Source organism: Nocardia sp. NPDC020380 (genome assembly GCF_044386975.1).
Taxonomy (GTDB): domain Bacteria; phylum Actinomycetota; class Actinomycetes; order Mycobacteriales; family Mycobacteriaceae; genus Nocardia.
Map to the genome: position 1 here is coordinate 544862 of NZ_JBIRVQ010000005.1, position 25918 is coordinate 570779.

20 protein-coding genes are annotated in these 25918 nt (G+C 67.3%); 13 read left to right on the plus strand and 7 right to left on the minus strand.

Going from position 1 to position 25918, the window contains the following annotated elements; genetic code table 11:
- Positions 1 to 79: 79 nt before the first annotated feature.
- Positions 80 to 1087 (minus strand): alpha/beta hydrolase, encoded by a 1008-nt coding sequence (locus ACH438_RS16540; RefSeq protein WP_397005840.1) that lies wholly within the window; start codon positions 1085 to 1087, stop codon positions 80 to 82.
- A gap of 245 nt (positions 1088 to 1332) precedes the next feature.
- Here ACH438_RS16540 and rfbA point away from each other — a divergent pair, with 245 nt between their 5' ends.
- On the plus strand, positions 1333 to 2208 hold the full coding sequence (rfbA, locus tag ACH438_RS16545; protein WP_397005842.1) for a glucose-1-phosphate thymidylyltransferase RfbA: 876 nt from the start codon (positions 1333 to 1335) through the stop codon (positions 2206 to 2208).
- 5 nt (positions 2209 to 2213) lie between these two features.
- A complete protein-coding gene (locus ACH438_RS16550; protein ID WP_397005844.1) occupies positions 2214 to 2774 on the plus strand; it encodes a dTDP-4-dehydrorhamnose 3,5-epimerase family protein in 561 nt (186 codons plus the stop codon).
- A 197-nt stretch (positions 2775 to 2971) separates the two neighbouring features.
- Here ACH438_RS16550 and ACH438_RS16555 read toward each other — a convergent pair whose 3' ends face one another.
- Complete coding sequence (locus tag ACH438_RS16555) at positions 2972 to 4363, minus strand: MFS transporter (protein WP_397006051.1); 1392 nt, start codon at positions 4361 to 4363, stop codon at positions 2972 to 2974.
- A 162-nt stretch (positions 4364 to 4525) separates the two neighbouring features.
- On the opposite strand from ACH438_RS16555, the gene ACH438_RS16560 reads away from it, so the two are divergent.
- On the plus strand, positions 4526 to 4927 hold the full coding sequence (locus ACH438_RS16560; protein WP_397005846.1) for a MarR family transcriptional regulator: 402 nt from the start codon (positions 4526 to 4528) through the stop codon (positions 4925 to 4927).
- Between the two features lie 6 nt (positions 4928 to 4933).
- On the opposite strand, the gene ACH438_RS16565 is transcribed toward ACH438_RS16560, so the two are convergent.
- Together ACH438_RS16565 and ACH438_RS16570 are read right to left on the minus strand one after the other, a co-directional pair.
- Entirely contained in the window at positions 4934 to 5806 is an 873-nt protein-coding gene (locus ACH438_RS16565; RefSeq protein WP_397005848.1) for a helix-turn-helix domain-containing protein, read from the minus strand.
- A 73-nt stretch (positions 5807 to 5879) separates the two neighbouring features.
- Complete coding sequence (locus ACH438_RS16570; RefSeq protein WP_397005850.1) at positions 5880 to 6464, minus strand: DUF4282 domain-containing protein; 585 nt, start codon at positions 6462 to 6464, stop codon at positions 5880 to 5882.
- 349 nt (positions 6465 to 6813) lie between these two features.
- Here ACH438_RS16570 and ACH438_RS16575 point away from each other — a divergent pair, with 349 nt between their 5' ends.
- The 3 genes from ACH438_RS16575 to ACH438_RS16585 all read left to right on the plus strand — a co-directional run bounded on the left by ACH438_RS16575 (position 6814) and on the right by ACH438_RS16585 (position 10573).
- Positions 6814 to 7293, plus strand: coding sequence for a hypothetical protein (locus ACH438_RS16575; protein ID WP_397005852.1), 480 nt, complete (start codon positions 6814 to 6816; stop codon positions 7291 to 7293).
- A gap of 230 nt (positions 7294 to 7523) precedes the next feature.
- The gene (locus ACH438_RS16580; protein ID WP_397005854.1) at positions 7524 to 9707 is read left to right on the plus strand and encodes a molybdopterin oxidoreductase family protein; all 2184 of its coding nucleotides are present in this window, start codon (positions 7524 to 7526) and stop codon (positions 9705 to 9707) included.
- A 248-nt stretch (positions 9708 to 9955) separates the two neighbouring features.
- On the plus strand, positions 9956 to 10573 hold the full coding sequence (locus ACH438_RS16585; protein WP_397005856.1) for a pyridoxamine 5'-phosphate oxidase family protein: 618 nt from the start codon (positions 9956 to 9958) through the stop codon (positions 10571 to 10573).
- A gap of 37 nt (positions 10574 to 10610) precedes the next feature.
- On the opposite strand, the gene ACH438_RS16590 is transcribed toward ACH438_RS16585, so the two are convergent.
- Complete coding sequence (locus ACH438_RS16590) at positions 10611 to 11066, minus strand: GtrA family protein (RefSeq protein ID WP_397005858.1); 456 nt, start codon at positions 11064 to 11066, stop codon at positions 10611 to 10613.
- A 99-nt stretch (positions 11067 to 11165) separates the two neighbouring features.
- Here ACH438_RS16590 and ACH438_RS16595 point away from each other — a divergent pair, with 99 nt between their 5' ends.
- From ACH438_RS16595 to ACH438_RS16620, 6 genes are all read left to right on the plus strand, one after another.
- Positions 11166 to 12662, plus strand: coding sequence for an FAD-binding protein (locus tag ACH438_RS16595; RefSeq protein WP_397005860.1), 1497 nt, complete (start codon positions 11166 to 11168; stop codon positions 12660 to 12662).
- Complete coding sequence (locus ACH438_RS16600; RefSeq protein WP_397005862.1) at positions 12659 to 13420, plus strand: decaprenylphospho-beta-D-erythro-pentofuranosid-2-ulose 2-reductase; 762 nt, start codon at positions 12659 to 12661, stop codon at positions 13418 to 13420. The genes ACH438_RS16595 and ACH438_RS16600 overlap by 4 nt, the downstream gene beginning before the upstream one ends.
- Before the next feature lie 421 nt (positions 13421 to 13841).
- Entirely contained in the window at positions 13842 to 14042 is a 201-nt protein-coding gene (locus tag ACH438_RS16605) for a hypothetical protein (protein WP_397005864.1), read from the plus strand.
- On the plus strand, positions 14039 to 14365 hold the full coding sequence (locus ACH438_RS16610) for a hypothetical protein (protein WP_397005866.1): 327 nt from the start codon (positions 14039 to 14041) through the stop codon (positions 14363 to 14365). The genes ACH438_RS16605 and ACH438_RS16610 overlap by 4 nt, the downstream gene beginning before the upstream one ends.
- Positions 14366 to 14645: 280 nt before the next feature.
- Complete coding sequence (locus tag ACH438_RS16615) at positions 14646 to 16586, plus strand: galactan 5-O-arabinofuranosyltransferase (RefSeq protein WP_397005868.1); 1941 nt, start codon at positions 14646 to 14648, stop codon at positions 16584 to 16586.
- Positions 16587 to 16863: 277 nt separating this feature from the next.
- Complete coding sequence (locus ACH438_RS16620) at positions 16864 to 18717, plus strand: glycosyl transferase (protein ID WP_397005870.1); 1854 nt, start codon at positions 16864 to 16866, stop codon at positions 18715 to 18717.
- Between the two features lie 3 nt (positions 18718 to 18720).
- Here the strand turns inward: ACH438_RS16620 and ACH438_RS16625 are convergent, their stop codons facing one another.
- Together ACH438_RS16625 and ACH438_RS16630 are read right to left on the minus strand one after the other, a co-directional pair.
- Complete coding sequence (locus ACH438_RS16625) at positions 18721 to 20436, minus strand: serine/threonine-protein kinase (protein ID WP_397005872.1); 1716 nt, start codon at positions 20434 to 20436, stop codon at positions 18721 to 18723.
- A 16-nt stretch (positions 20437 to 20452) separates the two neighbouring features.
- The gene (locus ACH438_RS16630; RefSeq protein WP_397005874.1) at positions 20453 to 22342 is read right to left on the minus strand and encodes a serine/threonine-protein kinase; all 1890 of its coding nucleotides are present in this window, start codon (positions 22340 to 22342) and stop codon (positions 20453 to 20455) included.
- Between the two features lie 255 nt (positions 22343 to 22597).
- Between ACH438_RS16630 and ACH438_RS16635 the strand changes: the two genes are divergently transcribed.
- Positions 22598 to 25849 (plus strand): arabinosyltransferase domain-containing protein, encoded by a 3252-nt coding sequence (locus ACH438_RS16635; protein WP_397005876.1) that lies wholly within the window; start codon positions 22598 to 22600, stop codon positions 25847 to 25849.
- Positions 25850 to 25918 lie beyond the last annotated feature (69 nt).

The window sequence follows — 25918 nt, forward strand, 5'->3', positions numbered from 1 at the left end:
TCCCGCTCGACACGGATCCGGAGCGAATGGGGATCCGGGGCTCGCCGACCCCGGATCCCCATTCTGGAAACAGGTCTGATCAGGCTGTGCGAGCGACACTCTCGCTCTCGACGCGGGCACGGACGAACCGCGCCACATGGGCGAGGGCCGCGCGGCTTTCGGGCATATTGGGGAAGATCGCCATGAAAGCGTGCACCTGACCACGCCAGATCTCCAGGGTGGCAGGCACTCCGGAGGCGGCCAGCCGCTGCGCCATGATCTCGCTGTCCCGCCGCAGCACCTCGTCCTCGGCCACGATGAGCAGCGCGGGCGGCAGCCCGACCAGCACATTGTTGACCGGGGACAGGGTCGGATCGAGCCGGCCGCCGACCTCGGCGCCGATCTTGACCACGGATTCCAAGGCGGACAACGGGATCAGCGAATCGCGGCGGTAGTTGGGGTGCGCGCGCTTCTCGGTGCAGTCCAGGTCCAGCGCCGGGCACAGCCCGACCAGCCCGGCGGGCACCGGCAGCCCGGCGTCACGGGCGCGCAGCGCGGTCGCGAAAGTCATGTAGCCACCGGCGGAATCGCCCGCGAAGACGATGCGGGCGGCGGGCACGCCGTGTGCGAGCAGCCAGCGGTACGCGGTCAGGCAGTCGTCGACCGAACCGGCGATATCGGTCTCGGGGATCTGCCGGTATTCGATGCTCACCACCGGTAATCCGGTGCGCCGCGCGATCGAGGCCACCACGGGACGGTGGGTGTCGAGGCCGCACAGGAAGAAGCCGCCGCCGTGCATGTACATGATGGCGCCGTCCCGCAGCGATTTGCGGGCGCCGGCCGGGCGCACGATCTCCATGCGGAAACCGTTGAGCCGTACCTGCTCCCGTTCCACGCCGCGCGGGGCCGGGCGGAGTTTGGCGAGGCTGTTGATGACGGTCTGCGCGATCGGCATGGACAGGGCGTTCACCGGGACCAATTCGCCCGCGGGCCGAATCATGGTGCGGCAGGCCACGGTCAGGGCGCGGGCGTATGCGCTGATTCCGTGCGGGTTTTCGACCGAGTGGTCACTGTCGTGGGCCGTTCCAGCCTCGTGGGCCTGAGCCATGGCGCACCTACCTCGTTGTTGTGCGCGCCGAGCCATCGTCCGGAGGACCGAAACAGCTCGGTACCCAGGCGCGTTGAGAGTCGGCGCTGACATCTCACATAGCGTTATTTCAGAACACCATGAGAACGTGACCTACGCAACACTTATGGACCGGATCGCATACCGGCAAACCGCCGTGATCGATTCGAGGTCCACTCGGAACCTGACCGTCGCACGCGGCGGCGGAACTGGCAGACTGTCGTGACATGCGCGGAATCATCCTGGCCGGGGGCACCGGATCGCGGTTGCACCCGATCACGCGCGGGGTGAGCAAACAGCTGGTCCCGGTCTACGACAAACCCATGGTGTACTACCCGCTCTCCACCCTCATGCTGGCGGGCATCCGGGACATCCTGGTCATCACCACGCCCGAGGACAGTGCGGCCTTCACCCGGCTGCTCGGCGACGGCAGCCAGTTCGGCGTGTCGATCTCCTATGTGGTGCAGCCGGAACCGGACGGGCTCGCCCGCGCCTTCGTGCTCGGCGCGGACCACATCGGCAACGACTCGGCCGCACTGGTGCTGGGCGACAATATCTTCCACGGTCCCGGCCTCGGCACCCAGCTGCAGCGCTACCGCGATCTCGACGGCGGCTCGGTGTTCGCCTACCGGGTGTCCGATCCGAGCGCCTACGGCGTGGTGGAATTCGCCGGCGGCAAGGCCATTTCCATCGAGGAGAAGCCCAAGCAGCCGCGCTCCAACTACGCCATCCCGGGCCTCTACTTCTATGACAACGACGTCGTCGACGTCGCCCGCCACCTGAAACCTTCCGACCGCGGCGAATACGAGATCACCGACATCAACCGCACCTACCTGGAACAGGGCCGGCTGCAGGTGCAGGTGCTGCGCCGCGGCACCGCCTGGCTCGACACCGGCACCTTCGATTCGCTGCTGGACGCGGCCAATTACGTGCGCACGGTGGAACAGCGGCAGGGCCTCAAGATCGGCGTGCCGGAAGAGGTGGCCTGGCGGCTCGGCTTCATCGACGACGAGCAGCTGCACGACCTGGCTCAACCCCTGGTGCGCTCGGGATACGGTAGGTATCTGCTCGATCTGCTCGAGCACGGGCGAGCCTGGGAGTAGAGGAAATGCGGATTCGGGAACTGTCGGTGCCGGGCGCGTGGGAATTCACGCCGCGGCTACTGGGCGACGACCGCGGAGTCTTCCTCGAGTCGTTCAAGGCCTCGGAGTTCGAGAAGGCGGTGGGCCGCCCGTTCGACCTGCTGCAGGTGAACATCTCCACCTCGGCGGCCGGCGTGTTGCGCGGCATCCACTACACCGAGAACCCGCCCGGCCAGGCCAAATACGTGACCTGCGTGCGCGGGGCCTTCCTCGACGTGGTGGTCGACCTGCGGGCCGGCTCACCCACTTTCGGCAAGTGGGACGCGGTGGTCATCGACGATGTGGAGCGCAAGTCGGTGTTCCTGGCCGAGGGCCTGGGCCATGCGCTGCTGTCGCTGGAGGACGACTCCATCGTCAGCTACCTCTGCTCGCTGGAGTACTCCCCCGAATTCGACCGGGATCTGGACGCTTTCGACCCGGACCTCGGCATCGAATGGCCGACCGTCGACCGCAATGGCGAACCCCTCGAATTCATCCGCTCCGACAAGGACGCCGCCGCACCCCGGCTCGCGGACCTGCGACCCTGAACGAGCGTCCCCAATAAATTCCGGGCCCCACCGCGTAATGCGGTGGGGCCCGGGATTTTCGGGACGTGACTACTGATTTCGCGAGGCTCCGGGTAACTCATCGGGTACGACCAGAATCGGTTCGGCACCCAACCGCCGGCCCGCATGCACGGCCGGCGACGGCTCTCAGCCGTGCGCCAAAGGCTCGGGGAGGCGGGCTAGCCGACCAGCTCGACCTCCACCTCACGCTGTTCCTGGCGCTTGGCCCGGAACTTGGGGAGGAAGGCCGAAAGGGCGACCAGGGCACCGACGATGGCGACGCCGGCGGCGAATTCCAGGCCCGGACGGTAGGTGTCGAGCATGGCCTGCGGGGTCGGGTTCTTCGGCACGTCGGAGGTGACGATGGCGGTGGTCACCGCGAGCACGATGGCCGCGCCGACCTGCATGGCGGTCTGCAGCACGCCGGCCGCCAGGCCCTGCTCGTCGTCCTCGATACCGCTGGTGGCCTGGATATTGATGGCGGGGAAGCCGATCCAGCCGACACCGACCAGCAGCACGGCGGGCAGCAGCACCGTCAGGTAGGCGGGAGCGGTGTCCAGGCGCAGGTACATCAGGTAGCCGATGCCCATGACCACCATGGTGACCGCGATGATCGGCCCGGTGCCGAAGCGATCGACCAGCTTGTCGGAGACGAAGGCCGAGGCGACCACCAGCAGACCCACCGGCAGCAGCGCCAGAGCCAGCTTCAGCGGGGACCAGCCCAGGGTGTCCTGCAGGTACAGGGTGGTGATGAACTGCCAGCTGAAGTACGAGCCGCCCACCGCGATGATGGCCAGGCTGGCCCGGACCAGGGTGCCCTTGCGCAGGATGCCCAGGCGCAGCAGCGGGTACTTCACCTTGCTCTCGACGTAGACGAAGGCGGCGCCGAGCACCACGACCGCGACGAACGAGCCGATGGTGCGGGCCGAACCCCAGCCGGCCTGCGGCGCGGAGACGACGGTGTAGACCAGCAGCAGCATGGTGGCGGTGGAGAGCAGCGCGCCCAGCAGGTCGTGCCCGCCCTCCTCGGCCGGCTTGTCCTTCGGGACCAGGAAGTACGCGGAAACCAAGGCCGCCAGCGCGATCGGGACGGGCAGCAGGAAGGTCCAGCGCCAGCCGAGACCGGTCATCAGGCCGCCGAAGAGCAGGCCCATGGAGTAGCCGCCCGCACCGAACACGGTGTAGATGGACAGGGCCTTGTTACGGGCCGGTCCCTCTTGGAAATTCGTGGTGATGATGGACAGGCCGGTGGGCGCGGTGAACGCGGCGGCCAGGCCCTTGATGAAACGGGTCAGGATGAGCAGGGCGGGCGAGCTCACCAGGCCGCCGGCCAGCGAGGCCACGGCGAAGACGGCGAGCGCGATCAGGAAGACCTTGCGGCGCCCGAGCAGATCCGCGGTGCGGCCGCCGAGCAGCAGCAGGCCGCCGTAGCCGAGTACATAACCGCTGACCAGCCACTGCAGGGTCGAAGTCTGGATGTGGAGTTCGGTGCCGATGGAAGGCAGCGCGACGCCGATCATCGACACGTCGAGGCCGTCCAGGAAGAGCACGATGCACAGAGTGATGAGCATGCCCCAGAGCCGGCCGGTCCACTTGGTGGCGTCGGCCGCATTGCTCACTGCGGGGCGGATCTCGGTGGAAGTCACGAGAGAGGACAGTACATGCGCACGCATCAAATGCACAAGCATTTAATGCGGTTGCATGGGTTGACCCGAATGACTAGGATGGGCCGCATGCCGAAGTCGACAGCGCCTGTCGCCGCCCGGCCCGTTACCACGGGACTGGTGAGTGAATGGCGCGATCTGCTCGCCCGGCACGCGACGACCTCTTGCGCCCTGGAGAAGGAACTGCAAGGCCGCCACCACATCGGGCTCAGTGAATTCGAAACCCTCGATCGTCTCGTGGACGCGCAGTGCGAGAGCTATCGCATGAGCGATCTCGCGCAGGACATCTACCTCAGTCAGAGCGCGCTCTCGCGGGCCGTCGCCCGGCTGGAGCGGGACGGCCTCGTCAATCGATCACTGTGTACCGACGATCGCCGCGCGATCTTCGTCTGCCTCACCGAGAAGGGGCGCGACCTGTACGAACAGGCCGCACCCACGCATCGCGAAGTGCTGGAGCGCGAGCTCTCCTGAGCCCGGCTAGATCGAGGCCAGCGTGGCCTCGATCGCCGGAATCGCGTCCGAGGCAAGGGAGTTGGCCGCCGCGAACGCCTCGCGGTACCGCTCCACATCATGATCCTTGTCCAGATACGAAGAACCCGTGAGGGACTCGACGTAGACCACCGGCGGTTCGGTGGGTTCACCTGCCGCGGCGGGGAATTCGAGCAGCACGAACCGGCCCGCGTCCATGCAGTGGTGATAGCCGCCCTCGGCGGGGATCAGGCGCAGCCGGACGTTCGGCAGTTCCGCGATCTTCCGGAGCCGCTCCAGTTGACCGCGGGTCACGTCCTCGCCGCCGATGCGATGCCAGAGCACGGCCTCGGAGATCACCACATCCAGTTGCAGCGGCGAATCCGGGCGGGTCAAGAGGCCCTGACGGGCAAGACGCACCCGCACCCGGCGATCCATCTGCTCGGGCGAGATGCCCGGATAGGCGCCGGCCAGCACCGCGCGCATATAGCCTTCGGTCTGCAAAAGGCCGGGGACCAGCTCGTTTTCATAGGTGGTGAGCCGCGCGGCGGCCTCCTCCAGGCCGATGTAGACCTCGTACCCCTCGTCGATCACATCGCTGAACTCGGTCCACCAGCCGCGCGCCTTGGTTTCCCGGGCCAGGGCGCTGAGCGGCTCGATCGCGTCCTCGGGCGCACCGTAGATCCGGCACATGGCCTCGACGTCGAGACTGCGCAGTGAGGTCTGCCCGGTCTCGATACGCCAGATCTTCGCCTCCGACCATTCCAGCCGCTGAGCCGCCACGCGCGTGGTCATCCGCGCGCGATTGCGCAGGTCACGCAGCTGACGGCCGAGTTGCCGGCGCGGCATGGTCGAACCCGTTATCCCCTGCGGTAGAGCCATCCGTCCCCCTATACCAGTGTGCGATCGCATTGTTGCACAGGAGAACTCGGCTATCCATGGGCCGACTTGGCGTTCACTTGCGAGGGGAGCGCCTACGGTAACGCCAGAACTGCACTGCGCGCATGTCTTCCGAGAGCTGATTGACAGGTTCCGCCACATCCGAGAGGGCCTGGAAAAGATCGTCCGCGAGCACCGAGATGTGTTCAACCCGGCTTGCCAGCCGCGAGGCATTGAGGACGAATTCCAGCAGCAGGCGCACCACCGCGGCGATGGTGAGGCCCAGCGGCACCGCGAACACCACCGCGAAGACGATGCCCAGCCAGGCCGAAACCCGCCACAGCCCTATGGTTCCCACGATCGGGATGGCGAAAGCGCCTGCCAGGCCCAGCAGATAGGCCAGCGGCAGCAGGGTGGCGGTGGCGGTGCGATGGAATTGCACGTCCAGCAGGCCGCGGACGGCGTCCAGGCTCCAGGAGCCGAAAGCGCTTGGACTGGCGAAGGGTTCGACGGGCGCCGCCGCCGTCTCCTCTTCCTCTGCGGCGCGCCGGGATATGCGGCGTGCCGCCGACTCCTTGAAGGCGGCCCAGCGTCCCTCCGCCTCGATTTCCGCCAGTTCTTCCTCGAGTTCCGCTGCCGTGCCGCCCGATTGGTCGGTCATGCCGACGTTCTCCTCTCCCGCAGACCATTTCGGCCCACCCGAAGTCTCATCGCTCACGGGAGCGCGCGGCAGTCCCAGACGATGTGGCGTAGAACACGTTCCTGTGTGTAATCGGCCGTATCCCACAGGAGTTCGGCACCGGGCTCACAGGAAGCGAACGGCGTTGTCCCAGGCAGCAGCGTTGCCACGCCGTAATGTCCCAGCCATGTCACAGGCACAATAGAGTCAAATCGGACCGTAAGACGGCTCGACGTCGAGCACAACGGTCTCCGAGTGGAAAACTCCCTGTAACACCCCCAACCCCTCCCTCCGATACCCCGCACAGAGCAGGACATAGATCTACCGGGGAATGGAGAATCCAGTGCGTACGACGTTTTCGTCAGCCGTCGCCGAATCTGTGCAGGACTACATCCAGCGCGGCTGGACGGTCGCCGAAACCGCCAATGGCATCTGCCTGATCACCGATTCGGAGATCGCGGGCATCGAGGTCACCGGCGACACCGCCGCATTCGTCCGTCGCTACCTGCGGGCCAACGACCTGACCGGACCGGTCATCGAGATCCCGGGCGCCGAGCGCCGCGAGATCCACCTGGTCACCGGCGTCCGCAAGGCCGCCATGGCGATCGAGGCGCTGCGCTCGGCCGGCGTGGTCGTACACACCGATGGGGCCGGAATTCCGTTGCCGCCCACCCAGCTCTCGGCCGGCGAGGCCAACTGGGGCGTGGCGCCGCACGAAGCCCGCTGGGTGCCGCCGGTGGTCGCCATCGCCGCCGCGGTGCGTGCCGCCGCCAAAGGGGCCATGCCCAAGGTTTCGCGTATCGCTTCCTGACAGCTCCGACAATCGAACGAAACCCGCGAATGCTCCCCGGCATTCGCGGGTTTCGTCGTCTCCGGAGTGAAACGTTGCAAAATGATCGATGATCAACATCAATACGGAGTAAACCAACTCTCGGGCCTCGCGGCTCCGCCTCCCCGCGCCGGGGGCTTCGCCCCCCGAACCCCCGACTCCCGGATGGCCGTTGTTGTTTCCACTTTCGGTGCGCCGCGCGATCATGGGGTATGACCCAAGTCACGGATGGCCATCGCACGCTTCTTCGCACCTGCCCGCTCTGTGAGGCGGTCTGCGGACTCGAACTCACCCTCGATGCCGAGGACCATGTGGTCTCGGTGCGGGGGGATCAGGCCGATCCGTTCAGTAAGGGCTTCATCTGCCCCAAGGGGGCGACGCTCGGACACCTCGACGAGGACCCGGATCAGCTCACGGAGCCGATGATCCGGGATCGCGCCACCGATACCTGGCGCACGGCGAGCTGGGACGAGGCGTTCGGCGTCATCCGGGAGCGGTTGCCGCGGCTCACCGCCGAGCACGGGAATCAGGCGGCGGCGTTGTACCTGGGGAATCCGAACGCGCACACCGTGGCGGGGGCGCTGTACGTGCCGCTGCTGATCCGGGCGCTGGGCACCCGGAATCTGTTCTCCGCCAGCACCGCCGACCAGATGCCCAAGCAGGTGTCGAGCGGGCTCATGTTCGGGGATCCGCTCACCGTGGCGGTGCCCGACCTGGATCGCACCGACTATCTGCTCATGCTCGGGGCCAATCCGCTGGAGTCGAACGGATCGCTGTGCACCGCACCGGATTTCCCGGGCCGCCTGCGGGCGCTGAAGAAGCGCGGGGGTCGGCTGGTGGTGGTCGATCCGCGCCGCACCCGCACCGCGAAACTCGCCGACGAGCATCTGTTCGTCCGGCCCGGCAGTGACGCCTACCTGCTGTTCGGCATCGTGCACACGCTGTTCGCGGAACAGCTCACCACGGTCCGCGTCGAGGTCACCGGACTCGACGAAGTCCGCGCCGCCGCAGCGCCTTTCACCCCCGACGTGGTGGCCGAACGCACCGGGGTGCCGGCCGCGACGGTGCTCCGGCTGGCCCGGGAACTGGCCGCCGCGCCGACCGCCGCCGTCTACGCCCGGATCGGCACCTGCACAGCCGAATTCGGGACGCTCACGCAGTGGCTGGTGGACGTGATCAATGTGCTCACCGGCAATCTCGACACACCCGGCGGCGCCATGTTCGCCACCGGCGCGGCGCTCGGCATCGTGCGCACCCGGCCCTTCCGTCTGGGTCGCTGGGCCAGCCGGGTCCGCGGACTGCCCGAGGCCATGGGTGAACTACCGGTCGCCACGCTCGCCGACGAGATCCTCACCCCCGGCGAGGGACAGATCCGGGCGCTGGTGACGGTGGCCGGGAATCCGGTGCTGTCCGCGCCCAGCGGCTCGCGGCTCGATACCGCCTTCGCCGGACTGGAGTTCATGGTCAGCGTGGACCGCTACCTGAACGAGACCACCCGGCACGCTGATGTCATCCTGCCGCCCGCGCGCATCCTGCAGTCCTCGCACTACGACTTCGCGCTGCTCAACTTCGCCGTGCACAACTACGCGCGGTACTCCCGGCCCGTGGTCGCGCCGGGCGAGCGCATGACCGAACCCGAGGTGCTGGCCCGCCTGGCCCTCGCGCTCAGCGGTCAGGAACCCCGGCCCGGCCTGGACCCACTCACGGTCGTGGACGACATCGTGCTCGCCGGAACGCTGCACAAGGCAGGCATGGCCGACCGGAGGAACGAACTACTCGGCCGGGACACCACCGAACAGCGCATCGACCTCATGCTGCGGCTGGGCCCGTTCGGCGAATGGAACGGCGGCACCCTGAATCTGCAAGTACTGCTGGACAACCCGCACGGCCTGGATCTGGGCCCGCTGCAGCCGCGACTGCCGGGCGTGCTGCGCACCGCGTCCAAGAAGGTGGAGCTCGCACCGCAACCGCTGCTCGACGACGTGACCCGGCTGCGGGCGCGGCTGGATGCCGACGCACCGGAGATGGTGCTGGTCGGGCGGCGGCAACTGCGCTCCAACAACAGCTGGCTGCACAATGTTCCGCCGCTGGTGGGCGGATCGAACCGGTGCACGCTGCACATTCATCCCGATGATGTGGCGCGGCTCGGACTGGGCGGGCATGCCGTGGTGAAGTCGGCGGCGGGCACCGTCACCGTGGATCTGGAACCGACGGCCGACATCATGCCGGGCGTGGTGAGCCTGCCGCACGGCTGGGGTCACGGCGACAGCGGACAGCAGGTCGCGCGGGTGCACGCCGGGGTGAACGCCAATGCGCTGACCGATGATTCACTCGTGGACGCACCGTCCGGGAACGCCGTGTTCAACGGTGTCCCGGTGACGCTCTCGCCCGCCTGACGGCGTCAAGTGACCTGTCGGCTATTTGCCAGTTAAGGGACTTAGGTCCCTAGTGCAATATTGCATTCGGAGAGATGCTCTCTCCGGAAGGGTTTGCGCGGCGACAGTCGACCGGTCCCACCAGGGCCGATAGCCGGTTCACCCATTCGCCAGATGAAACTCGTTAAACCGGATAGTATTTCGAGCGGCCGAGTTCTGCGGGCCGATGCTTCTCCATCCGGTTTTCAGCTACCACAAGGGGTCGCACGATGCCCGGCATCAGGAACGGCAGCGACGGCGAACGGGAACTCCAGGAGCGGTACGGAACCCAAGATCGGGCAGAGCGCTTCTACAACGGCCAAGTGCGAGATCACCTCAACGAGCACATGATCGACTTCATCCGCCGGATGGACATGGCCTTCATCGCCACCGCCGACAAACACGGTGAATGCGACACCAGCTTCCGTGCCGGGCAGCCCGGCTTCCTGCACGTCATCGACGATCGGACCGTCGCGTATCCCGAATACCGCGGCAACGGGGTGATGGCGAGCCTCGGAAACATCCTGGAGAACCCGCATGTCGGGATTCTCATGGTCGACTTCGTGCAGGATCTGATCGGACTGCACGTCAACGGTACCGCGCGCATCGTGGACGACACTCTTATGCGGCGCTGCGTCTCCGACCTGCCGCTCGCCGAGACACGGGGGCGCAGCCCGGAACGCTGGGTGGTGGTGGACGTCGAAGAGGCGTACATCCACTGCCGCAAGCACATCCCGCACCTGATCCCGGCGCCCCGCGAACGTGAGTGGGGCACCGACAGCACCCGGGCCAAGGGCGGGGACTACTTCCACGCGAAGGAAGAGTCGCGCGCTCTTGTCGAGCACTGAAGTGGGGGTCCGGGGGTCTTCCCCCCGAACCCCCCTTTCAGTTGATCTTGAAGATCACGGCGCGCTGCACGATGAAGTTGATCACGGTGGCCGTGCCCTGGGCGACGCAGTAGGCCAGGAAGATGCGCCACCACTCGTCGGGCAGCGCGTAGTAGCAGATCTGGTTGATGCCGACCTGCAAGGCGAAGGTCAGGGCGTAGAGCACGATCACCGCGATGAAACGCTTGCGGCTCGGCTCGGCCTTGAAGGTCCAGCGGCGGTTGATCAGATACGCCGTGGTGGTGCCGGCGATGAAGCTGATCGACTTCGCCACCGGCAGCGGCAGGCCCGCCACCTTGAACAGCAGCGTGTACAGGCCGAAGTCCACGATCGCGGACAGGATGCCCGTCGCCGCGAAGCGGATGATCTGGGTCTTCAGATCGACGTCCGTACCGCCCGGCTCGTCGACGAGAGGCAGCTCGGGTGGGAGGGGCAGATGCGGTTCCGCGGTCACATCGCAGAAGAGTAATCCCAGGGACGGTATTCGAGGGACCTCGTCCCGGGGACAGCGGACACAAGCCTCGATCCGGTTATGCCTGTAGCCTCTATGCCGATGTCCACGAAAGCTCAGACCACCAGCGACGGTGCGGATACTGCGTCGAAGGCGTCCGCGAACACCGTGTCAAAGGCGTCCGCGAACACCGTGTCGAGCGGCGACTACAGCCTGCCGACGCGGACGCGCACCCTGACCGGCTGGGGTCGTACCGCACCCACCACCTCCGAAGTGCTCTCGACCAGTGACCCGGAGCTGATCGCGAATGCGGTCGCCATGGTCGCCGAGGACAACGACTCCAAGCCCCCGCACCTGCGCCGCGGCGTCATCGCGCGCGGTCTCGGCCGCTCCTACGGCGACCACGCGCAGAACTCCGGCGGCCTGGTCATCGACATGCCGGCGCTGAACCGCATCCACCGCATCGACCGCGACTCCCGCCTGGTCGACGTGGACGGCGGCGTCAGCCTCGACCAGCTCATGAAGGCCGCGCTGCCGTTCGGCCTCTGGGTTCCGGTGCTACCCGGCACGCGGCAGGTGACGATCGGCGGCGCCATCGCCTCCGATATCCACGGCAAGAACCACCACAGCGAAGGCTCCTTCGGCAATCACGTCCGGTCCATCGACCTGCTGACCGCCGACGGCAAGGTGCAGACCATCTCGCCGAAGAAGAACGCCAAGCTGTTCTGGGCGACCGTCGGCGGCAACGGGCTCACCGGCATCGTCCTGCGCGCCACCATCGAGATGATCCCGACGGAGACCGCGTACTTCATCAACGACGGCGTGAAGACCACCACGCTGGACGAGACCATCGCCGCGCACAGCGACGGCAGCGAAGAGAACTACACGTATTCGAGCGCGTGGTTCGACGTGATGAACCCGCAGCCGAAGCTGGGGCGCGCCACCATCACTCGCGGCCGGCTGGCCAAGGTGGACGAGCTGCCGAAGAAGAAGCAGCGCAATCCGCTGAAATTCGATGCGCCACAGCTGCTCACGGTGCCGAACATCTTCCCGAGCATCACCGCCAACCGGCTCACCCTGGGCGCGGTCGGCGAGGCGTACTACGCCATGGGCGGCACCTACACCGGCAAGGTCCAGAACCTGACGCAGTTCTACCACCCGCTGGACATGATCGCGGAGTGGAATCGGGCGTACGGTCCGGCCGGATTCCTGCAGTACCAGTTCGTGGTGCCGACCGAAGCGGTCGAGGAATTCAAGAAGATCATCATCGATATCCAGGCGTCCGGGCACATCTCGGCCCTGAACGTGTTCAAGCTGTTCGGCCCGGGTAACCCGGCGCCGCTGAGCTTCCCGATGCCGGGCTGGAACATCTGCTGCGACTTCCCGATCCGGCCCGGTCTCAACGAGCTCGTCACCGATCTCGATCGCCGCGTGATGGAATTCGGTGGCCGGTTGTACACCGCGAAGGACTCCCGCACCACGGCGGAGACCTTCCACAAGATGTACCCGCGGATCGACGAGTGGATCAAGATTCGTCGAACCGTCGACCCCACAGGCGTTTTCATGTCCGATATGGCGAGAAGGCTGGAGCTTCAGTGATCAATGCGGTAGGAAACCCGCAATCCATTCTGCTGCTGGGCGGCACTTCGGAGATCGGCTTGGCGATCTGCGCCGAGTACCTGAAGAAGGGTCCCGCGCGCATCATCCTGGCCGCGCTGCCGGGTGATCCGCTGCGCGAGGACTCGGTGGCGCTGATGAAGTCCGCCGGGGCCACCGAGGTGCAGGTCATCGACTTCGACGCGCTCGAGCCGGATACCCACCCGGCCGTCATCGACGCGGCCTGGGCCGGCGGGGACGTGGATATCGCGATCGTGGCGTTCGGGATCGACGGGGACGGCGAGATCTTCTGGCAGGACCAGCGCAAGGCCGTCATGATGGCCGAGATCAACTACACCGCGGCGGTTTCCGTGGGTGTGCTGCTCGGCGAGAAGATGAAGGCGCAGGGGTTCGGCCGGATCCTGGCCATGTCCTCGGTCGCGGGTGAGCGCGTGCGGCGCTTCAACTTCGTGTACGGCTCCACCAAGGCCGGCCTCGACGGCTTCTACCTCGGCCTCGGCGAAGCACTCGCCAAGTTCGGCCCCCGTGTCACGGTCATCCGCCCCGGCATGGTGCGCACCAAGCTCTCCGCGCATGCCAAGGAGAACGGCCTCACCGTCGACAAGGAAGACGTCGCCCTCCTCGCGGTCGCGGCCGCCGAAAAGGGCAAGGAAATCGTCTGGGCCCCGGGCACTTTCCGCTACGTCATGATGATCCTCCGCCACGTCCCCCGCCCGATCTTCCGCAAGCTCCCCGTCTAGACGACCGGCTCAGGACCTATCCCGAATGCCGCGCCCCGCTTTCGGGGCGCGGCATTCGTATTCGGGATTCCCGGCCTTCACCACTCAACCGCCCTACGCTCTTCATATGTCCGAGCCACCCGGCGAAAAGCGATCGGTACGAGCGGCAGCCTGGGAACACTACTTTCAGCTCGCTCAGGGGTGGGATCTCGAACGGGCAGAGGCCGACCACCGGGTCGCGAAAGCCCCGTCTGAAACAGGTTGGCGGCGTCCCTCCTACGTCGGAATGGTCGAGGCCGCACCAGATTTCGCTGCCGCGTCCCAGGATGTGCTCCGGTATGAACTCGGCGATGCGGAGTGATCGTTTCCGCAAACTGCCGAGCATAGGGAATACAGCTCAATGCCAGCCGTTGATACAGCCTCACGCTGTATCATTCGCTGTATGACCAAGCTGACGATCACCCTGCCGGACGAACTCGCCTCAGCAGTGCGCGAATCTGCGGCAGGCAATGTATCGGACTACATAGCCCGCGCTGTGCGTCAGCGACTACTGGAAGATGACCTGCGTAAACTCGCCGAGTTCGAGCGCCGCAACCCGCAGCCGAGCCTCGCCGAAGAGTTTCCGCAGGGGTTCGACGAGTGACCGGCCCGGTGGCAATCACCCAGGGGCAGGTCTGGAACGCCATAAGCCCGTTGACTCGGCAGGAAGCGACAGTCGTGATCCTGGACGCGACCCCGGCTATGCTCGACCGCCAGCGTGTCCTGACCGCGCGCGTCCGCCCTGACCGTGAGGTGCCCGAAGCCATGAAGTTGCTTGCGGTCCCGATCCGGGGGGCAGGGCTCACCGTAGCGGTCTATGACATTGCCGCATTCGACAGAGCGTGGTTCACGGAGTCGAAGGGGCAGCTCAGCCTGGACGAGATGGCGCTGGTGAAGTCCGCGCTCAGTGCGCGGTTCGATCTTTGAGCGCCGCCTGCCGTATTTCCTCGCGCAGTCGAATCTGCTAATACATCCATTCCTCGGTGATGCCGAGGATCGCGTCGAGTTCTTTGGACTGCGCCCACATCTCGCTGATCTGATCAGGTGTCGGACCGGTCGTCACAGAGGTGAATCCTACCGGCGAGGGCCCTGACACCGGAGTTCGAGAGTGCCGTCCGGGCACGGCAGCCATGGTGACATGTTCCGCTCTGCAGCACTGGCTAGGCTGCTGGGCGGTCCATGGTCATGAATCCGGAGGCGGAGGCGAATGAGCGAGCAGGCGGGCGGCCGGGGGGCGCTGTTGGCGCGGCAGGCGGGGGGTGCGGCTGGGGAGGCCGTGCTGGCGGCCGTGGTTGCGGCGGTGGTGGCGGGGGTCGGGCTGGTCGCGTTCTCGGTCGTGCACTGGCCGGCATTCAATTCGTCGAATGTCACCAAGGCCATCACGACCGTGGGTCAGGTGGTGGCGCTGGCGCTGCTGGTGGTGGCGATTCTGCTGCTGCGGCTGCGCAAGTGGCCCCGGGTCGCGAAACTGCTGTCCTGGGTCGGTATTTCGTCGCTGGTGACGGTGACGCTGGGGATGCCGCTGGCGGCCACCAAGCTGTACCTGCTCGGGATCTCCGTGGATCAGGAATTCCGCACGCAGTATCTGACGCGGCTGACCGACAGTGCGGCGCTGCACGATATGAACTACGTCGATCTGCCGCCGTTCTATCCGGCCGGGTGGTTCTGGTTCGGCGGGCGGTTCGCCTCGCTCACCGGGATGGCCGGGTGGGAGGCGTTCAAGCCGTTCGCCATTCTCGGGCTGTCGGTGGCGGCGGTCATCGCGCTTGTGTTGTGGTCCAAGCTGATCCGGGCCGACTGGGCGATCGCCGTCGCGGCGGCGGTCACCGTGATGACGCTGGCGTACGGGTCACCGGAGGCCTACAGCGCCGTACTGGTGCTGTTGTTCGCACCGGCCATGGTGCTGGCATGGGGGGCGCTCTACCGCCCTGCCGAGCGCGGAGCGGGCAGCACGGGAACCGCCGGGGGTTGGGGTGCGGTCATCGGGACCGGGCTCTTCCTGGGACTGTCGGCGACGTTCTACAGCTTGTTCTTCGTGGTGGCCGTCTTCACCGTCTGCCTGATGGCCTTGGTGTCGGCGGGCTTCCAACTGCGTGCCGAGCGCGCGTGGCGGGTGGTGTGGCCGATTCTGCTGCGGCTCATCACTATGGGCGTCATCGCCGGCGTGCTGGCGCTGACCGTATGGCTGCCCTTCTTCTCGAAGCTGCTGAGCGGCACGAAGATGCCCAAGGGCGGCACGGCATTCCACTATCTGCCCGAGCCCGGTTCGGAATTGCCGCTGCCCATGGCGCATTTCGATCTGCTGGGCGCCTTCTGCCTGGTCGGCACCATCTGGCTGGTGGTGCGGGCCGCGAGTTCGCGGCGCGCGCAGGCGCTGGGGATCAGTGTGGTGGCCATCTATCTGTGGTGCCTGCTGTCCATGGCGGCCACGGCGGCGGGGACCACGCTGCTGTCGTTCCGGTTGGAGCCGATTCTGCTGACGCTGCTGGCGGCGGCGGGTGTGTTCGGGTTCGCGGAGGGTGCGCGGGCCGTTTATCAGATGCTGAACGAGCCGAATCGCTTCCGGACTGTCGCCGCGGCGCTGGCGATCATCGGCGCGGTGGCGTTCACGCAGGACATTCCGCATGTGCTGCGGGCGGAGATCACCACCGCGTATACCGATACCGACGGGAACGGGGAGCGCGCGGACAAGCGGCCGCCGTCGGCCGTCTCGCATTACAGGGAGATCGACGCGGATCTGCTGGCGCAGACCGGGCGGCCGCGCGACAAGAGTGTGGTGCTGACCGCCGACACCAGCTTCCTGGCGATCTACCCATACTACGGATTCCAGCAGCTCACTTCGCATTACGCGAACCCGCTGGCCGACTTCGACGGGCGCGCAACGGAAATCAAGCGATGGACGACGCTGAAGTCGCCCGCGGAGTTGATCGACGCCCTGAATCACTCGCCGTGGCGGGCGCCGGACGCGTTCCTGTTCCGGAACTCGGGTGATCAGTACACGTTGCGGCTGTCGGCGGATGTGTACCCGAACGATCCGAATGTGAAGCGGTACACGGTCGGGTTCCCGAAGACCCTCTTCGACGATCCGCGGTTCAAGGTGACGGATGTGGGCCCGTTCACACTCGTGGTCCGAGTCTCGACTCCGTAACGAGACAAGCATCACTTATCCCCAGAAATAGGTCTATTCCTGGGGATGGAGGGTGGGTTCTGTGGATAACTCCCCGACTTGCCAGTGCAATCTCAGTCGAACCCGGTAGCGTGGGCCGCTGATTGTGTAAGGCAAGAGGAGTCAACGCGTGGCACAGGGGTGGGCAACCGACCGCACAACCGAAGACGGCTCTGCGGTAGCAGTTCTCGAACGGACCGTACCGGATACGGCCTCCCCCAGACTTTCTCCGCCGCAGCGTGTCGCGCGGCGGATCCGGATGGCGCGGGCCGATCTCTTCGTGGCGGCCGGCTACCTGTCGCTGGCGGTGCTGGTGCTGTCGGGACAGTGGCGGAATACGGGCAGCGGCTATCTCGTCAAGAGCGGCCAGGACCAGACCATGTGGGAATGGTTCTTCGCCGTCACCGCGCATCAGGTCGCGCATCTGCACAACCCGCTGGGCACCAACCTGCAGAACTATCCCGACGGCGTGAACATGATGGCCAATACCGCCATGTTCGGCGTCGGCGTGCCGCTCACCCCGGTCACTCTGCTGTTCGGCCCGACCGTCACCTTCGTGCTGGTGCTCACCATGGGCCTGGCCGGCACCGCGTTCGCCTGGTACTGGCTGTTCTCCCGGGAACTGGTGACCTCCCGGGTCGCGGCGGCCGTCGGCGGCCTGTTCTGCGGTTTCGCGCCCGCCATGATCTCGCACGCGAACGCGCACCCGAACTTCGTGCTGCTGGCCCTGCTGCCGCTGATCGCCCTGCACCTGATCCGTATGGCCCGCCGCCGCCAGCACGCTCATGGTTCGCGGCCGGCTCGATTCTGGACTGAGTGGAGCGGGGGAGCGAAGCGGAGGAGCGGAGGGAGGGAAGAATCGAGACTTCAGGGCCGCGAACCCGCCCGGAGCGAAGCGCAGGGCAAAAGGTACAGCCTGCGGGACGCGTTCATCCTGGGCTTGCTGATCTCGCTGCAGATCGCGCTCGGTGAGGAACCGCTGCTCATCTTCGCGCTGGCCTTCGGCCTGTACGCGGTCGTCTACTACCTGCACGCCCCGCGCACCGGACTGCGCGTGCTGCGCGGCATGACGCCGACCCTGCTGCTGGCCGCGCTGATCACCATCGCGTTCACCGAGATTCCGCTGTGGTGGCAGTTCTTCGGCCCGCAGTCCTACCGGTCCATCGACCACGGTCCGATGAACAACGACCTCAAGTCGCTGTACCAGTTCCCGTCGGAATCGCTGGGCGGCATGTTCCTGCCCGGGCAGAACGTGGCCATCAACGCCACCGAGGAGAACGCGTATTTCGGCTGGCCGCTGTGGATTCTGCTCGGCCTGACCGTCGTGTTCATGTTCCGGGAGCGCATCGTGCGCGCGGCCGCCACGGTGATCGTCACGGGCACCGTGCTGTCGCTGGGCGCGCAGCTCATGATCGGGCGGCACAACACCGGTATCAGCCTGCCGTGGAAGCATCTGGAGAATGTGCCGCTGCTGAATTCGGTGCTGGAGTCCCGGTTCACCATGGCGGCCATTCCGGCCATCGCGGTGGTGCTGGCCATGGGAACCCAACGCGCCCTGGACTATTGGCGCATCTCGGCGACCGATTGGCGGCCGCTGGCCTGGTTCGCGGCCATCGCGCTGGCGCTGGTGCCGCTCACCCCGACGATCCTGCCGGTGGTGCAGCGGTCGCCCACACCCGAGTTCTTCGCGGACGGCACTGTGCGCCAGTATATTTCGAACGGCTCCGTGGTGATGGCGCCGCCGCCCACCCCGGTGGACGCCCGCGCGCTGCGCTGGCAGGCCGACTCCGGGTTCGAATTCCCCATTGCCGGTGGCTATTTCGTCGGCCCGACCGGCACCAGCAAGAAGGGCCGCTACGGTCCCGACGATCGCCCGACCGCCAGCCTGCTGCTGAAAGCCCAGCAGTCCAACAAGGTTCCGGCGATCGGCGATGCCGAACGCGCCCAGGCCCTGGTCGATCTGCGCTACTGGCATGCCGATGTGGTGGTGCTCCCGCCCACCGACAACGAGGACGTGCTGCGGCAGTCGATGGACCAGCTGCTCGGCTTCCCCGGCCAGCAGGTCGACGACGTCTGGGTCTGGGATGTCCGCAATCTGGTGCAGGCCCAGTAGCACTCAGCTCCCGCGGTTGTAGACCACCCGCCCGCTGACCGACAGGTTCCGGATCAACTGGACACCGCTGAGCGTGACGGTCTCCGGATTCTGCGGTGTGCAGTCCGAACCCCCGGTGGTGACCACGCCGTTGCCGACGGTGATGGAGTCGCTGTCGGAGTTCAGCAGCTGATAGTCGAAGGCGCACAGGACGCTGCCGTTGTACGTCACGATCGAGGTCATGACGACCTGGTTCACCCCGCCCTGCCGGATGGTGAGCTGATAGCCGTCGGTATTGATATTGCTGGTGCCCGCCCAGTTCCCGATCAGCGCCGCCGGCACCTGACCGGCCGCCACGGGCGCGACCGTCGTGGTGGTGACCGGGGCCACCGTGGGAGCCAGCCCGGCGGTGGGCACCGTGGCGGACAGCGGGGTGTCGTGGCTGCGACTGCTGCTCTCCAGCGTCACCACCCCCCACAGCGCGACGCCGACGACCAGCGCCGCCGCCAATCCGGCGATGGCGCCCACCAGGACCCGCCCGCCGATACCGCTGCCGCCGCCCCCGCCGCGAGCGTTTCCGTCGCCCCCGGCGGTCCGGTGCATGCCGCGCTCGGGCGCGAGCATGGTCTCCCAGTCGCGCGGGTAACTCGAACCGCCGGAAGGAGACCGGTCGGCCGCACCGCTCGCGGCCGCCGCCTCCACACCCCACGGCCAGCGACCCTGCGGATTGCTCGGCGAACGATCCCGGACACCGGCGGGCGGGTCCGCACCCCACGTCGGGCTCCGGTGCGGGCCGCTGACCGGCGAACCGCCCTGCGGTGCACTCGGATCGGCGCGGTAGCGGTTCGTGGTAGCGGCCGGCCCGGGCGGCCGGCGCTGCGGATCGGTGACCGTCGGGACGCCGAAGGTCGCCCAGGCGGACCAGGCCGCGTCCACGAAATCCGCGCAGCCGCCGAAGCGTTGATTCGGATCCTTGGCCAAGGCCTGATCGAAGACCGGATCCAGGGCCGCGGGCAGGTCCGGACGGACCTCCGACACGTGCAGCGGCGCCAGCTGGGTGTGCGCGTACATCCAGCTCACCATGTCGGTGGCGCGGAACGGGCGGACACCGGTGAGCAGCACGAAAAGCGTGCAGGCCAGCGAGTATTGGTCGGTGCGCGGATCCAGGGGCTGCCCGGCCAGCTGTTCCGGCGAGGCGAAGGCGAAGGTGGCCGCGACATTTCCGGTGCGGGTGAGGTGGGTCGACTCGTCGCGCAGCCGGGCGATGCCGAAATCGGTGAGCAGCGCGCGCTCCACCCGGCCGTCCTCCGCGGGCGACAGCAGGATGTTGGACGGCTTCACATCCCGGTGCAGTACGCCCTTGCCGTGCGCATAGTCCAGGGCCCCGGCAATGTCCGCGGCGATCCGGAAGGCGCGCTCCGGGGTTGTGCCCCATTCGGTTTCGGCGTCCGTGCCGGGCACGTACTGCATGGCGATCCACAGCCGGCCGCCGTCCACCCCGCGGTCGTAGACCGAGACGATATTGGGGTGGTCGAAGCGGGCGGTGATATCGGCCTCCCGCTGGAAGCGATGGAACTGCTCCGCGTCCGTGTCGACATCGTCCCTGCTGAAGACCTTGAGGGCGGCCAGCCGGGGTAGTCGCGGATGCCTTGCCGCGTAGACGGTTCCGGATCCTCCGGCCCCGATCCGTTGCTCGATGACGTATCCGGCAACCACTTCACCGGGTCGCAGATCGGTCATGGGCATCCGCCCCCTACTACTTCAAAGGCGCTCGCGACAGCCAGTCGTTCAACACATTGTCGGTCGTGTGGCCCGGCCACCGCAGCACCATGACGAAGCGCGACCGCGGATCGCCGTCCGGGAAGGTGATGGCGGCGGGCACCTTGCTGTTGTCGCTGTCCCGCGTGCTCGCGAGATCGATGGTCTCGCCCGTGGTGACGGTCAGGGCGCCGGCCACATCCTGTTGCGCGAACTGGGTGACCCGGGCGCGGCCGTCGAAGAACAGCGCACCCGCCGACTGGCTCGGGCGGGTACCGAAATCGTAGACGTCGAAACGCATCTGGCCGGTGGTGTCCTCGGCATTGCAGACGATGGCGCGCGCACCCTGCAGCGCGGTGGCGGCGTGCGGGCCCGGGTCCTGCCGCTGGCAGACCGCGCCCTGCCAGCCCACCGCGCGGCCGTTCACGGCCAGCTCGCCGACCAGGCTAGGGAAGGCCTGGCCGATGGCCCGGTGATCACCCCAGGATTCGGCCAGCTGGCGGCGGCGGGTGTAGGTGATCAGGCCGCTCACATCGGTTTTCCGGCTCACCCGGCCGTCCGGCAGCAGGGTGAGGGTGGTGGGTCCGTTGGCGCGGCAGGCATTGACCGGATCCTTCTCCACGATCACGGAGGTGCCGATCAGCAGGCGGTCGTCGCCGGGGACCTGGGTGAGCGGCGCCGAGAACGAGCAGTGGAAGGGTGCGCCGTCGGGCAGCACGCCGTCCACGATATTGGTGAGCACCGAATCGCCGACCAGGCCCTGCTGCACCTCGAGCCGGTAGTTGGTCTGGCCTTCGGTATCGAGCCAGGTGCCGAGGAACTTCTCGGGGACCGCTCCGGCCGGGGCCGGCGCGGGCGGCGAGCTGCCGAGCGAGAAGGCCACGCCGGTGCCGGCGGCGGCCAGCAGTATCACCGCGGCGGGCACCAGGATCCGTTTGCGGAACAGCCACTGGCGGCGGCTTTTCCGGGCCGTCCCGGCTATCCGGCGGGGCGGCGGCGGGGGCGGTGGGTACGGCAGGAGGCGGGCGGGGGCGGTGACGGCCTTGGCCGGATCCGAGTAGTAGGCGGCGGTGGCTGCCGCCACGAAATCGGTGCAGGTGTCGTAGCGGTCCTGCGGGTCCTTGGCCATGGCGCGCTCGAAGACGGCGTCCATGTCGGTGGGCAGGTCGGAGCGGGCCTCGCTGACGTGTTGCGGGCTCTCCTGGGTGTGCGCGTAGACCCAGCCGAGCGGATTGTCGGCGCGGAAGGGGCGCTGATCGGTGAGGAGGACGAAAAGCGTGCAGGCCAAGGAGTATTGATCGGATTGCGGACCGACCGGTTTGCCTGATACCTGCTCCGGCGACGCGAAAGCGAAAGTGGCGGAGATATTTCCGGTATGCGTGAGTCGCGTGGTCTCGTCCCGCAGCCGGGCGATACCGAAATCGGTCAGCAGCGCGCGTTCCGGACGGCCGCTGTCCTGATCGGCGACAAGGATATTGGACGGCTTCACATCCCGGTGCAGCACGCCCTTGCCGTGCGCGTAGTCCAGCGCGGCGGCGATCTCACCGGCGATGCGCAGCGCCCGCTCCGGCGAAACATCGTGCAGCTGTGCCGCATCCGGGCCGTCCACGAACTGCATGGAGATCCAGAACAGGTCGTCCGCGACGCCGCGATCGAAGACCTGCACGATATTCGGGTGATCGAACTCGGCGGTGATGTCCGCCTCGCGTTCGAACCGCTTCCAGACCTCGTCGTCATTGCCGGGATCGTCACGCTTCAAGATCTTCAGGGCCGTGAGCCTCGGCAACCGCGGATGACGCGCCGCGAAGACGACTCCCGACCCCCCGGCACCGATCCGCCGCGCGATCACATACCCGGCAATCACCGCACCGGGTCGCAGCTCGGTCATGGTTCCTCGTTCAGTTCTTCCCGGCCCGGCCCCTCGCCCAGTTCGGATACCAACCATCCTGACGCACGAATGCGAATTCGGCCACACGCAGGTTCGCGGCCCGGCTCGATTCTGGACTGCGGCTTGATAAACCTCCGCCTCGACGCGGGGGAGCGCAGCGGAGGAGCGGAGGGAGGGAAGAATTGAGACTTAGGGGCCGCGAACACGCCCGGAGTGGAGCGGAGGGCAAATCCGGCACAGCTAGCATCGTTGCTCGTGCGCGCAGACACCCGAAGGTTCACACGCATCCGCCTCATCGCCCTGGTCTCCGGACTGCTGGGCTTTCTGCTGGCGGTGATCACGCCGATCCTGCCCGTGCGGCAGGACACGCCGACTTTGACGTGGCCGCAGGGGGATACGGCCAGCGTCGAGGCGCCGCTGGTGTCGTATGTGCCGTTGAACCTGTCGGTGAGCCTGCCGTGCACGGTGATCCGCGACGCGGCGGCCGGGACCGATCTGTTCTCGACCGTGCCGGTCGGGTCGGGGAAGGCCACCGACCGGGGGCTGGTCGTGAAGGTCGAGGACGATGCCACCAACGGGCCCACGGTGTCCGCGCTGGTGCGCAATATCCCGCTGCTCTCGGCGCCGGTCTCGGAGATCGCGAACTGTGGCGCGCTGACCGTGCACTCGGACAACACCGCCACCAAGGTCGACTTCACCGGCGTGAATCGCAAGGACGGCACGCCTTTTCAGGGCGGCGTGAACGGTGACAACCGGCCGCAGGTGGTGGGGCTGTTCACCGATCTGAACCGCGATCAGCTCGCGGGCGCGCACGCGGAAGTGCACATCGACGCCCGCTTCACCTCCAGCCCCAGCTGGCTCAAGATCCTCGCCACCGTCGGCGCCGTGCTGTTCACGCTCATCGCGCTGGTCGCGCTGCACCTGCTGGACAACACCGACGGCCGCAAGCACCGCCGCCTGCTGCCCGCGCACTGGTGGCGGGTGCGACTCCCCGACGTCGCCGTACTGGGCACGCTGGTGGTGTGGCACGTCATCGGCGCCAATACCTCCGATGACGGCTACATCCTGAATATGGCCCGCGCCTCCCGGGTTTCGGGCTACATGGCCAACTACTACCGCTGGTTCGGCGTCGCCGAGGCCCCCTTCGGCTGGCCGTACGAGGTACTGGCCTGGATGACCCGGGTGAGCGACTCCAGCCCGTGGATGCGACTGCCCTCCCTGCTGGCCGGGATCGTCTGCTGGCTGGTCATCAGCCGCGAGGTACTGCCGCGCCTGGGCGCGCGGGTACGCCGCGACAATGTGGCCGTCTGGACCGCGGCGCTGGTGTTCCTGGCCGCCTGGATGCCCTACGACAACGGCCTGCGCCCCGAACCGCTCATCGCGGCCGGCGCACTGCTGACCTGGGCCTCCATCGAAAGGGCCATTGCCACAGGACGTTTGCTGCCCGCCGGGGTGGCGGTGCTGGTCGCGGCTTTCTCGCTGGCGGCCGGGCCGACCGGGCTCATCTGCATCGCCGCGCTCATCGCGGGCGCGCGGCCGGTGCTGCAGATCATCATCAAACGCGCGAAGGGCGAAGGCTCCTGGCTGCTGCGCTACGGCGCGCTGCTGGCGCCCGGCGTGGCCGCCGGAACCCTGGTGCTGGTGGTGGTTTTCGCGGCCCAGACGCTCGCCTCGGTCATGGAGGCCACCCGGGTCCGGAAGCTCATCGGTCCCAACGTGGCCTGGTTCGACGAGCGCACCCGCTGGGATTCGCTGCTCATGCTCTCCCCGGACGGCTCGCTGGCCCGCCGCTTCGGCATTCTCGCCATGCTGCTGTGCCTGTTCGTATGCGTCATGGTGGCGCTGCGCAAGAACGGCCGCATTCCGGGCACCTCGCGCGGGCCGTCCATGCGGATCCTCGGCATCATCTTCATGTCGCTGTTCCTCATGATGTTCACGCCCACCAAGTGGACGCACCACTTCGGCGTGTACGCGGGCCTGGCGGGCTCGGTGGCGGCGCTGGCCGCGGTCGCGGTGGGCGTCAAGGGGATTCGCACGCCGCGGAACCGGACACTGTTCGCGGCGGCCGTATTGTTCCTGCTCGCAATCACTTTCACCGGCTCCAACGGCTGGTGGTACGTGTCCAGCTACGGGGTGCCGTTCTACGACAAGGCGCCGCTCATCGCGGGCAAGGGCTTCTCCACCCTGTTCCTGGGCCTGGCCGTGCTGTGCCTGCTGATCGCGGCGTTCCAGCACTTCCGGGAGCCGTACGCGCGGCCCAAACCGGTGCGCGGCTTCGACAAGTTCGCCAGCATGCCGCTCACCATCGCGGCCGCCGTACTGGTGCTGTTCGAGGTGCTGTCGCTGGCCAAGGCCGCCGTCTCGCAGTACCCGGCCTACTCCATCGCCGAATCGAACCTGCGTGCCCTGAAGGGCGATTCGTGCGCCCTCGCCAACGAGGTGCTGGCCGAGACCGACACCAAGGACTCGCTGCTGCACCCGTGGACCGGCTCCGACGCCGACGGATTGGCCGCGCAGAACACCGGATTCACCCCCAACGGCGTGGCCGCCGACCTCACCGCCGACGCCGAGGAAACCGTCACCGGCAGCGCCAACTCGGTGAACGACAACAAATCCGGCAACAAGACCAGCAACACCACCGGCGCGGGCACCGGAGGCGGCACCAGCGCCGAGACCGGCATCAACGGCAGCACCGTCGCCCTGCCCTTCGGCCTCGACCCGGCCACCACACCGGTCATGGGCAGCTACACCACCGGCGAGAAGCAGGTCGCCAACCTCACCACCCAGTGGTACCGGGCCGATATCGACGGCGTCCGCGACAATCCCGCGTACAAGGTGCTCATCGTGACCGCGGCCGGGCGCATCAAGTCCTACAACAAGGACGGCGTCGAAACCTACGGCCAGGACCTGTGGGTCGAATACGGCAACCGCGCCGCCGACGGGACCGTCACGAACACCGGGCGGATCCGGCCCATCGACATCGGGCCCAACCCGTCCTGGCGCAATCTGCGGGTGCCGCTCGACCAGCTGCCCAAGGGCACCAATGCCGTTCGCCTGGTCGCCGCGGCCCCCGACATCACGCCCAAGCAGTGGCTGGCGGTCACCCCGCCGCGCCTGCCCAAGCTGGAGACCCTCGACAAGCTGGTCGGTCGCACCGCACCCGTGCTGGAGGATTGGCATGTCGGCCTGGCCTTCCCGTGCCAGCGGCCGTTCAACCACCGCGACGGCGTCGCCGAGGTGCCGGAGTGGCGCATCCTGCCCGACCGGGTCGGTGCGGACGCCTCCAATGCCTGGCAGGACGATATCGGCGGCGGGCCGCTCGGCTGGACCATGCTGCTGCTGAAATCGCAGACGATTCCGACGTATCTGAACCACGACTACGGTCGCGACTGGGGTTCGCTGGAGAAGTACACCCCATATGTCCAGAACGCGGCGCCGGCCAAGCTGGACGTGACCGTGCAGACGCGCTCGGGACTCGCTAAGGACGCACCGATCCGCGCTCGGTAATCGCGAGGAAAGGCCCGCTCGGAACACGATTCCGGGCGGGCCTCTTTCGTGTTGCGAACCATGCGATCG

What these genes read in the sequence shown, in the direction of transcription:
- ACH438_RS16605 (WP_397005864.1), top strand. Translation starts at nt 13,842, where the DNA reads ATGACCAAGCTGACGATCACCCTGCCGGACGAACTCGCCTCAGCAGTG.
- ACH438_RS16555 (WP_397006051.1), bottom strand. Translation starts at nt 4,363, where the DNA reads ATGCTCATCACTCTGTGCATCGTGCTCTTCCTGGACGGCCTCGACGTG.
- ACH438_RS16595 (WP_397005860.1), top strand. Translation starts at nt 11,166, where the DNA reads ATGTCCACGAAAGCTCAGACCACCAGCGACGGTGCGGATACTGCGTCG.
- ACH438_RS16570 (WP_397005850.1), bottom strand. Translation starts at nt 6,464, where the DNA reads ATGACCGACCAATCGGGCGGCACGGCAGCGGAACTCGAGGAAGAACTG.
- ACH438_RS16540 (WP_397005840.1), bottom strand. Translation starts at nt 1,087, where the DNA reads ATGGCTCAGGCCCACGAGGCTGGAACGGCCCACGACAGTGACCACTCG.
- ACH438_RS16550 (WP_397005844.1), top strand. Translation starts at nt 2,214, where the DNA reads ATGCGGATTCGGGAACTGTCGGTGCCGGGCGCGTGGGAATTCACGCCG.
- rfbA (WP_397005842.1), top strand. Translation starts at nt 1,333, where the DNA reads ATGCGCGGAATCATCCTGGCCGGGGGCACCGGATCGCGGTTGCACCCG.
- ACH438_RS16620 (WP_397005870.1), top strand. Translation starts at nt 16,864, where the DNA reads ATGGCGCGGGCCGATCTCTTCGTGGCGGCCGGCTACCTGTCGCTGGCG.
- ACH438_RS16625 (WP_397005872.1), bottom strand. Translation starts at nt 20,436, where the DNA reads ATGACCGATCTGCGACCCGGTGAAGTGGTTGCCGGATACGTCATCGAG.
- ACH438_RS16580 (WP_397005854.1), top strand. Translation starts at nt 7,524, where the DNA reads ATGACCCAAGTCACGGATGGCCATCGCACGCTTCTTCGCACCTGCCCG.
- ACH438_RS16575 (WP_397005852.1), top strand. Translation starts at nt 6,814, where the DNA reads ATGGAGAATCCAGTGCGTACGACGTTTTCGTCAGCCGTCGCCGAATCT.
- ACH438_RS16565 (WP_397005848.1), bottom strand. Translation starts at nt 5,806, where the DNA reads ATGGCTCTACCGCAGGGGATAACGGGTTCGACCATGCCGCGCCGGCAA.
- ACH438_RS16585 (WP_397005856.1), top strand. Translation starts at nt 9,956, where the DNA reads ATGCCCGGCATCAGGAACGGCAGCGACGGCGAACGGGAACTCCAGGAG.
- ACH438_RS16630 (WP_397005874.1), bottom strand. Translation starts at nt 22,342, where the DNA reads ATGACCGAGCTGCGACCCGGTGCGGTGATTGCCGGGTATGTGATCGCG.
- ACH438_RS16560 (WP_397005846.1), top strand. Translation starts at nt 4,526, where the DNA reads ATGCCGAAGTCGACAGCGCCTGTCGCCGCCCGGCCCGTTACCACGGGA.
- ACH438_RS16615 (WP_397005868.1), top strand. Translation starts at nt 14,646, where the DNA reads ATGAGCGAGCAGGCGGGCGGCCGGGGGGCGCTGTTGGCGCGGCAGGCG.